Source organism: Pseudomonas indica NBRC 103045 (assembly GCF_002091635.1).
Lineage (GTDB): Bacteria > Pseudomonadota > Gammaproteobacteria > Pseudomonadales > Pseudomonadaceae > Pseudomonas_M > Pseudomonas_M indica.
The window spans coordinates 188636-196546 of the sequence record NZ_BDAC01000011.1 but is presented as its reverse complement, the minus strand read 5'-3'; the positions used below and the strand labels follow the sequence as shown (position 1 = coordinate 196546).

Annotated in this window: 6 protein-coding genes; 1 reads left to right on the top strand and 5 read right to left on the bottom strand. The window is 66.5% G+C overall.

Features of this window, described 5'->3' with window-relative positions; all coding sequences use genetic code 11:
• Positions 1-76: 76 nt before the first annotated feature.
• From pyk to gcl, 5 genes are all read right to left on the bottom strand, one after another.
• Positions 77-1492: a pyruvate kinase gene (pyk, locus tag PIN01S_RS14970; RefSeq protein WP_084336480.1), complete on the bottom strand. Its 1416-nt coding sequence runs from the start codon at positions 1490-1492 to the stop codon at positions 77-79.
• Positions 1489-2760, bottom strand: coding sequence for a glycerate kinase type-2 family protein (locus PIN01S_RS14965; RefSeq protein ID WP_084336479.1), 1272 nt, complete (start codon positions 2758-2760; stop codon positions 1489-1491). Before PIN01S_RS14965 ends, pyk begins: the two co-directional genes overlap by 4 nt.
• 573 nt (positions 2761-3333) lie before the next feature.
• The gene (locus PIN01S_RS14960; RefSeq protein WP_084336478.1) at positions 3334-4224 is read right to left on the bottom strand and encodes a 2-hydroxy-3-oxopropionate reductase; all 891 of its coding nucleotides are present in this window, start codon (positions 4222-4224) and stop codon (positions 3334-3336) included.
• Between the two features lie 27 nt (positions 4225-4251).
• Complete coding sequence (hyi, locus tag PIN01S_RS14955; protein ID WP_084336477.1) at positions 4252-5034, bottom strand: hydroxypyruvate isomerase; 783 nt, start codon at positions 5032-5034, stop codon at positions 4252-4254.
• 255 nt (positions 5035-5289) lie between these two features.
• Positions 5290-7065: a glyoxylate carboligase gene (gcl, locus tag PIN01S_RS14950; protein WP_084336476.1), complete on the bottom strand. Its 1776-nt coding sequence runs from the start codon at positions 7063-7065 to the stop codon at positions 5290-5292.
• A 303-nt stretch (positions 7066-7368) separates the two neighbouring features.
• Between gcl and PIN01S_RS14945 the strand changes: the two genes are divergently transcribed.
• Entirely contained in the window at positions 7369-7809 is a 441-nt protein-coding gene (locus PIN01S_RS14945) for a GlcG/HbpS family heme-binding protein (protein WP_084336475.1), read from the top strand.
• The last annotated feature ends 102 nt before the right edge of the window (positions 7810-7911 follow it).

The window sequence follows — 7911 nt, the reverse complement described above, 5'->3', positions numbered from 1 at the left end:
CCGCCCGGCGGGGCTGCGTCGGGCAATGAATTTGTCCCCACACAACCCCTCACCCCTCACGCTTCTCTCCTCACCCCTAGCCCACCCGCTCGATCCGCAGGTTGTTGGTGGTCCCCGGCTGGCCGAAGGGGACGCCAGCGGTGATGACCACGGTGTCGCCCGGCTGCGCCATGTGTTCGGACTTGGCCAGTTCCAGGGCGTTGCGGCAGACCTCGTCCATTTCGTTCAGGCGCGGGTTGACCACCGAGTACACACCCCAGGCCACGGTCAGGCGGCGGGCGGTGCGTAGGTAGGGGGTCAGGCTGAGGATCGGCGCGCTCGGGCGTTCGCGCGAGGCGCGCAGGCTGGAGCTGCCGGACTCGGTGTAGTTGACCAGCACCGCCACCGGCAGGATGCCGCTGATCCGGCGGATGGCGCAGCTGATGGCGTCCGATACCGTGGCTTCGGCCTGCGGGCGGTTGGCGTCGAGCTGGGCCTGGAAGTCCGGGCCGCTTTCCACCTGGCGGATGATCTTGCTCATCATGCTCACGGCTTCCAGCGGGTAGTCGCCGGAGGCGGTCTCGGCGGAGAGCATCACCGCGTCGGCACCTTCCGCCACGGCATTGGCCACGTCGGTGACTTCGGCGCGGGTCGGCGCGGGGGAGAAGCGCATGGATTCCAGCATCTGGGTCGCGACCACCACCGGGCGGCCGAGCTGGCGGCAGGTGCGCACGATCTGCTTCTGGATGCGCGGCACATTCTCAGCCGGCACTTCCACGCCCAGGTCGCCGCGCGCCACCATGATGGCATCGGCCAGGCGGGCGATGTCCTCGATCTGCTGCACCGCCGAGGGTTTCTCGATCTTGGCCATGATGAAGGCGCGCTCGCCGATCAGTTCGCGGGCTTCGAGGATGTCCTGCGCACGCTGGACGAACGACAGTGCCACCCAGTCCACGCCCAGCTCCAGGCCGAAGGCGAGGTCGCGGCGGTCCTTCTCGGTGAGCGGGCTGAGGTCGAGCACCGCTTCCGGCACGTTGACGCCCTTGCGGTCGGACAGCTCGCCACCCACCACCACTTCGGTGTCGATGGCGTCGGCGTGTTTGGCGACGACCCGCAGGCGCAGGCGGCCGTCGTCCAGCAGCAGGCTCATGCCCGGCTGCAGGGCGGCGATGATTTCCGGGTGCGGCAGGTTGGCCCGCCGAGCGTCGCCCGGCGTGCCGTCGAGGTCGAGACGGAAGGCCTGGCCGCGGGCCAGGTGCACCTTGCCTTCGGCGAAACGGCCGACGCGCAGTTTCGGGCCCTGCAGGTCCATGAGGATGCCGATGGGGTGGCCGAGCTGGCGCTCCACTTCGCGTACCCACTGGTAGCGCTGGGCGTGGTCGGCGTGTTCGCCGTGGCTGAAGTTGAGGCGGAACAGGTTGACCCCGGCCTCCACCAGTTGGCGGATGTCGTCGATGCCGTGGATGGCGGGCCCCAGCGTGGCGAGGATCTTTACTTTCTTATCGGGTGTCATTTGGCAGGTTTCTCGATCAGGATCGCGCGGAAATCGTTGACGTTGGTGCGGGTCGGGCCGGTGACGATCAGGCTGTCCAGGGCGGCGAAGTAGCCGTAGCCGTTGTTGTTTTCCAGTTCGTCGCGGACGTTGAGGCCGAGCTGTGCGGCGCGGGCGTAGCTGTCCGGGGTCATCAGCGCGCCGGCGTTGTCTTCCGAGCCGTCGATGCCGTCGGTATCGCCGGCCAGGGCGTAGACGCCGGGCAGGCCCTTGAGGCTCTCGGTGAGGCTGAGGAGGAATTCCGCGTTGCGCCCGCCACGGCCGTTGCCGCGCACGGTGACGGTGGTCTCGCCGCCGGAAAGGATCACGCAGGGCGGCTGGATCGGCTGGCCGTGCTGGACGATCTGCCGGGCGATGCCGGCATGCACCTTGGCCACCTCGCGGGATTCGCCTTCCAGGTCGCCGAGGATCAGCGGCGTGTAGCCGGCGGCGCGGGCGCGTTCGGCGGCGGCGTCGAGGGACTGCTGCGGGCGGGCGATGAGCTGGAAGTGGCTGCGCGACAACACCGGGTCGCCGGGCTTGACCGTCTCCGAGCGCGGGTCCTGCAGCCAGGCGCGCACGTGGGCGGGGATGTCGATGCCGTAGCGGGCGAGGATCGCCAGCGCTTCGGCGGAGGTGGTGGGGTCGGCCACGGTGGGTCCGGAAGCGATCACCGTGGCCTCGTCGCCGGGCACATCGGAGATGGCGTAGGTGTAGACGCTGGCCGGCCAGCAGGCCTTGGCCAGGCGCCCGCCCTTGATCGCCGAGAGGTGCTTGCGCACGCAGTTCATCTCGCCGATGGTGGCGCCGGAGCGCAGCAGGGCCTTGTTGATCGCCTGCTTGTCCTGGAGGCTGATGCCTTCGGCTGGCAGGGCGAGCAGGGACGAGCCGCCGCCGGAGAGCAGGAAGATCACCCGGTCGCTTTCCGAGAGGCCGCTGACCATCTCCAGCACGCGGCGGGCGACGCGCTCGCCGGCGTCGTCCGGCACTGGGTGGGCGGCTTCCACCACTTCGATCTTCTGGCAGTCGGCGCCGTGTTCGTAGCGGGTCACCACCAGCCCGGAGATCTCGCCTTGCCAAGCCTTCTCGATGGCCTCGGCCATGGCCGCCGCGGCCTTGCCGGCGCCGATGACGATGGCCCGGCCGCTACGGTCCGCCGGCAGGTGATCGGCCAGGACCTGGCGCGGGTGGGCGGCATCGATGGCGCTGGCGAAGAGGTCGCTCAGGAGGGCTTGCGGGGTAGTGGTCATCGGGGGGCTCCTTATTGGTGAGGGGGAAGAGCGGGAGGGGTGAGGGGCCGGTGCTCACCTCGGGTCTGTGCCTGGCTCTTCTGACCCATACTACGGTCCTCTTCGGGACCGGATGCAATCCTCAGCGCTCCCGAGGCGAGCGCTGAGGATTGAAGCCGGTAGGATCGACCCACCCGGCAGACGGGCCGTGTCACCGTCTGCCGGGAGGTCGAATAGGTGGGGTGAGGGGGTTGATCCTGAGTGAGGCCTGTACACCGCCCCCTCACCCTAACCCTCTCCCCAGAGGGGAGAGGGAATGGTCCGTGCGGGCTCCGAGGGCGAGTGCTTTATCCCTCACCCCACTCTTCCTTGATCGTTCCCACGCTCCGCGTGGGAATGCAGCCCGTGACGCTCCGCGTCACACCAAGGACGCCGAAGCGTCCTCGGTGATCGTTGGGTGTGAAGACGCCGAGAGGGGCCGATACACCGCCCCCTCACCCTAGCCCTCTCCCCAGAGGGGATGGTCCGTATGGGCTCCAAGGGCGAGTTCTTTTACCTCTCGCTCCTTACCCCTCACTCCTCACCGTCCCTTCCTCACTCCTCCCGAATCGAGAAGTTGGCCATGTGCTCCAACCCCTTGATCAGCGCCGAGTGGTCCCAGTTGCTGCCGCCGAGGGCCGCGCAGGTGCTGAACACTTGCTGGGCGATGGCGGTGTTGGGCAGGTTCAGGCCGAGTTCGCGGGCGCCGGAGAGGGCCAGGTTGAGGTCCTTCTGGTGCAGGCTGATGCGGAAGCCCGGGTCGAAGGTGCCCTTGATCATGCGCTCGCCGTGCACTTCGAGAGTCTTCGAGCCGGCGAAGCCGCCCATCAGCGCTTCGCGGACCTTGGCCGGGTCGGCGCCGTTGCGTGCGGCGAACAGCAGGGCTTCGGCCACCGCCTGGATGTTCAGGGCGACGATGATCTGGTTGGCCACCTTGGCGGTCTGGCCGTCGCCGTTGCCGCCGACGCGGGTGATGTTCTTGCCCATCGCCTGGAACAGCGGCAGGGCGCGTTCGAAGGCGTTCGGGCAGCCGCCGACCATGATCGATAGGGTCGCCGCCTTGGCGCCCACTTCACCGCCGGACACCGGGGCGTCCAGGTAGACGGCGCCGGTGGCCTTGATCTTCTCGGCGAAGGCCTTGGTGGCGCTGGGGGAGATGGAGCTCATGTCGATCACCACCTTGCCGGCGCCGACGCCCGCGGCCACGCCGTCGGCGCGGAACAGCACGTCTTCGACCTGCGGGGTGTCCGGCACCATGACGATGATGAACTCGGCTTCCTGGGCCACTTCCTTCGGGTTGGCCAGGGCGATGCCGTTGTCGCCGACCAGCTCGGCCGGCGCCTTGTCGAAGTGCTCGGAGAAGAACAGGGTGTGCCCGGCTTTCTGCAGGTTCTGCGCCATGGGTTTGCCCATGATGCCGGTGCCGATGAATCCGATTTTTGCCATGAGATGCTCTCCTAAAAAAGATGGGGCTCAGATTGCGTTATGCGCTTTCATCCAGCCGAGGCCGGCAGCGGTAGTGGTTGCCGGCTTGTATTCACAGCCGATCCAGCCCTGGTAGCCGATGCGGTCCAGGTGCTCGAAGAGGAAGCGGTAGTTGATCTCGCCGGTGCCCGGTTCGTGGCGGCCGGGGTTGTCGGCGAGCTGTACGTGATTGATCGCGGCGAGCTGGTCGGCCAGGGTCCGGGCCAGGTCACCCTCCATGATCTGCATGTGGTAGATGTCGTATTGCAGGTACAGGTTGTCGCTGCCGACCTTCTCGCGGATGTCCAGCGCCTGCCGGGTGTTGTTCAGGTAGAAGCCGGGGATATCTCGGGTGTTGATGGCTTCCATGACCAGGCGGATGCCGGCGGCCTCGAGTTTTTCGGCGGCGTATTTCAGGTTGTCGACGAAGGTCTTCTCGATGGTCGCGCAGTCATGGCCCTGCGGGCGGATGCCGGCCAGGCAGTTGATCTGCCTGTTGCCCAGTACCTTGGCGTAGGCGATGGCCTTGTCCACGCCGGCGCGGAACTCGTCCACGCGGTCCGGGTGGCAGGCGATGCCGCGCTCGCCCTTGGCCCAGTCGCCGGCCGGCAGGTTGAACAGCACCTGCTCCAGGCGGTTGGCGTCCAGGCGGGCCTTGATTTCCTCGACCGGGTAGTCGTAGGGGAACAGGTATTCCACACCGCCGAAACCGGCGTCGGCAGCGGCGGCGAAACGGTCCAGGAAGTCCACCTCGGTGAACAGCATGGACAGGTTGGCGGCAAAACGGGGCATGGTATTTACCTCTGTCGTTGGTGTGGGAACGTGGCGTCGTTCCCTCTCCTTGGCCCTCTCCCATGAATGGGAGAGGGGGCTGGCTCGGTGTGGCGGCGGGTGATGTGCCCGCCTTCACTCCCTATCCGTTTACGGAGAGGGTCTTGGCTCCGCTCCCTCTCCCTGACTGTCCGGTGCGGCGGGCGATGTGCCCGCTTTTCGCTCCCCTCTCCCGTTTACGGGAGAGGGGCTGGGGGAGAGGGGCTTTGGCTCTTCTCAATCCAGCAGCGAGATCGCCGTCGGCGCATCCGCGCCACGCTGGGCCAGTTCCTCGAATTCGTTGATGGCGTTGATCTCGGTACCCATGGAGATGTTGGTGACCCGCTCCAGGATGACCTCGACCACCACCGGCACGCGGTGCTCTTCCATCAGGCGTTTGGCCTGGGCGAAGGCGTTCTGCAGCTCGTTCGGGTCGAGCACGCGGATCGCCTTGCAGCCGAGGCCTTCCACCACGGCGACATGGTCGACGCCGTAGCCGTTGATCTCCGGCGCGTTGATGTTTTCGAAGGACAACTGCACGCAGTAGTCCATCTCGAAGCCGCGCTGGGCCTGGCGGATCAGGCCGAGGTAGGAGTTGTTCACCAGCACGTGGATGTACGGCAGGTGGAACTGCGCGCCTACCGCCAGTTCTTCGATCATGAACTGGAAGTCGTAGTCGCCGGAGAGCGCCACCACCTGGCGTTGTGGGTCGGCCTTGACCACGCCGAGGGCCGCCGGGACGGTCCAGCCGAGCGGGCCGGCCTGGCCGCAGTTGATCCAGTGACGCGGCTTGTAGACGTGCAGGAACTGCGCGCCGGCGATCTGCGACAGGCCGATGGTGCTGACGTAGCAGGTGTCCTTGCCGAACGCCTCGTTCATCTCCTCGTACACGCGCTGCGGCTTCACCGGCACGTTATCGAAGTGGGTCTTGCGCTGCAGGGTGCGCTTGCGCTCGCGGCAGGATTCGACCCAGGCGCTGCGGTCCTTCAGCTTGCCGGCGGCCTGCCATTCGCGGGCCACGGCGATGAAGGCGTCGAGCGCGGCGCCGGCGTCGGAAACGATGCCCAGGTCGGGGTTGAACACGCGGCCGATCTGGGTCGGCTCGATGTCCACGTGGATGAACGTGCGGCCCTGGGTGTAGACCTCGACAGTACCGGTGTGGCGGTTCGCCCAGCGGTTGCCGATGCCGAACACCAGGTCGGACTCCAGCAGGGTGGCGTTGCCGTAGCGGTGCGAAGTCTGCAGGCCGACCATGCCGGCCATCAGGCGGTGGTCGTCGGGGATGCTGCCCCAGCCCATCAGGGTCGGGATGACCGGCACGCCGGTGATTTCGGCGAACTCCACCAGCTTGTCCGAGGCGTCGGCGTTGATGATGCCGCCGCCGGCCACGATCAGCGGGCGCTCGGACGCATTCAGCATGGCCAGGGCTTTCTCGGCCTGGGCGCGGGTGGCAGCAGGCTTGGCCAGCGGCAGCGGCTCGTAGGCGTCGATGTCGAACTCGATTTCGGCCATCTGTACGTCGAACGGCAAGTCGATCAGCACCGGGCCGGGACGGCCGCTGCGCATCTCGTAGAAAGCTTTCTGGAAGGCATAGGGCACTTGGCCCGGCTCCAGCACGGTGGTGGCCCACTTGGTCACCGGCTTGACGATGCTGGTGATATCCACGGCCTGGAAGTCTTCCTTGTGCAGACGGGCGCGCGGCGCCTGGCCGGTGATGCAGAGGATCGGAATGGAATCGGCGGAGGCCGAGTACAGGCCGGTGACCATGTCGGTGCCGGCCGGGCCGGAGGTGCCGATGCACACGCCGATGTTGCCGGCCTTGGTGCGGGTGTAGCCCTCGGCCATGTGCGAGGCGCCTTCGACGTGGCGGGCCAGGACATGGTCGATGCCGCCGACTTTCTTCAGCGCGGCATACAGCGGGTTGATGGCGGCGCCGGGAATACCGAACGCGGTATCGATGCCTTCGCGACGCATCACCAGGACGGCTGCCTCGATTGCTCTCATTCTGGCCATTTTGTTGTGCCTCTTTTGTTCTGAAATTGTATACAAAACTGACGTGAGCCGATTCTATTCATGGCTTGACTACAAGGTCAATCGCTTTTCGTGGATTTGTTGTGTCCAGGTGAGAGCCTGTTGAAACGTGCGTTTTAACTACTTCATAGGCTATCGATTTTATTTTTGTATACAAAAAATATAATTTTTGTTCGTAGTTATTGATTTTTGTGTGTTCGATGGGATAGTGAAAGACGTTTTTGGACATGTACCCATTCGCCATCGGGGTGCGTTCACCGGCTTATCACGATGAGGACCGCAACCATGCAAACCCTAACCCTGGAAACCGCCCTGACCATCGCCCATCGCGCCCTGGCGATAGGCCGGGAACGGCGTACCGCGCCGCTGACCGTCGCCGTACTGGATGCCGGCGGGCATCTGATCGCCCTGCAGCGCGAGGACGGCTCCAGCCTGCTGCGCCCGCAGATCGCCATCGGCAAGGCCTGGGGCGCCGTCGCCCTGGGCAAGGGCTCGCGGCTGATCGCCAATGACGCCCAGCAGCGCCCGGCTTTCATCGGCGCGGTGAACAACCTGGCGGATGGCAACCTCGTTCCGGCACCCGGCGGCGTGCTGGTGCGCGCCAGCGGCGGCGAGGTGATCGGCGCCGTGGGCATCAGCGGCGACACCTCGGACATCGACGAACAATGTGCGGTGGGCGCGGTGGAGTCGGTGGGGCTGACGGCCGATGCCGGCACCGCTGCCTGAGCGCCCGGGCGGCAGGCGGAACGACCGCCTGCCGTCCACCCGGCGCAAATAAATCCGCAGGGCCGTGACTCTGTGCGCTCGCGGCGGCTTCTACCCAAACAG

Excerpts from the sequence above, each read along its gene's own strand:
- pyk (WP_084336480.1), bottom strand. The coding sequence starts at position 1,492 with ATGACACCCGATAAGAAAGTAAAGATCCTCGCCACGCTGGGGCCCGCC.
- PIN01S_RS14965 (WP_084336479.1), bottom strand. The coding sequence starts at position 2,760 with ATGACCACTACCCCGCAAGCCCTCCTGAGCGACCTCTTCGCCAGCGCC.
- PIN01S_RS14960 (WP_084336478.1), bottom strand. The coding sequence starts at position 4,224 with ATGGCAAAAATCGGATTCATCGGCACCGGCATCATGGGCAAACCCATG.
- hyi (WP_084336477.1), bottom strand. The coding sequence starts at position 5,034 with ATGCCCCGTTTTGCCGCCAACCTGTCCATGCTGTTCACCGAGGTGGAC.
- gcl (WP_084336476.1), bottom strand. The coding sequence starts at position 7,065 with ATGGCCAGAATGAGAGCAATCGAGGCAGCCGTCCTGGTGATGCGTCGC.
- PIN01S_RS14945 (WP_084336475.1), top strand. The coding sequence starts at position 7,369 with ATGCAAACCCTAACCCTGGAAACCGCCCTGACCATCGCCCATCGCGCC.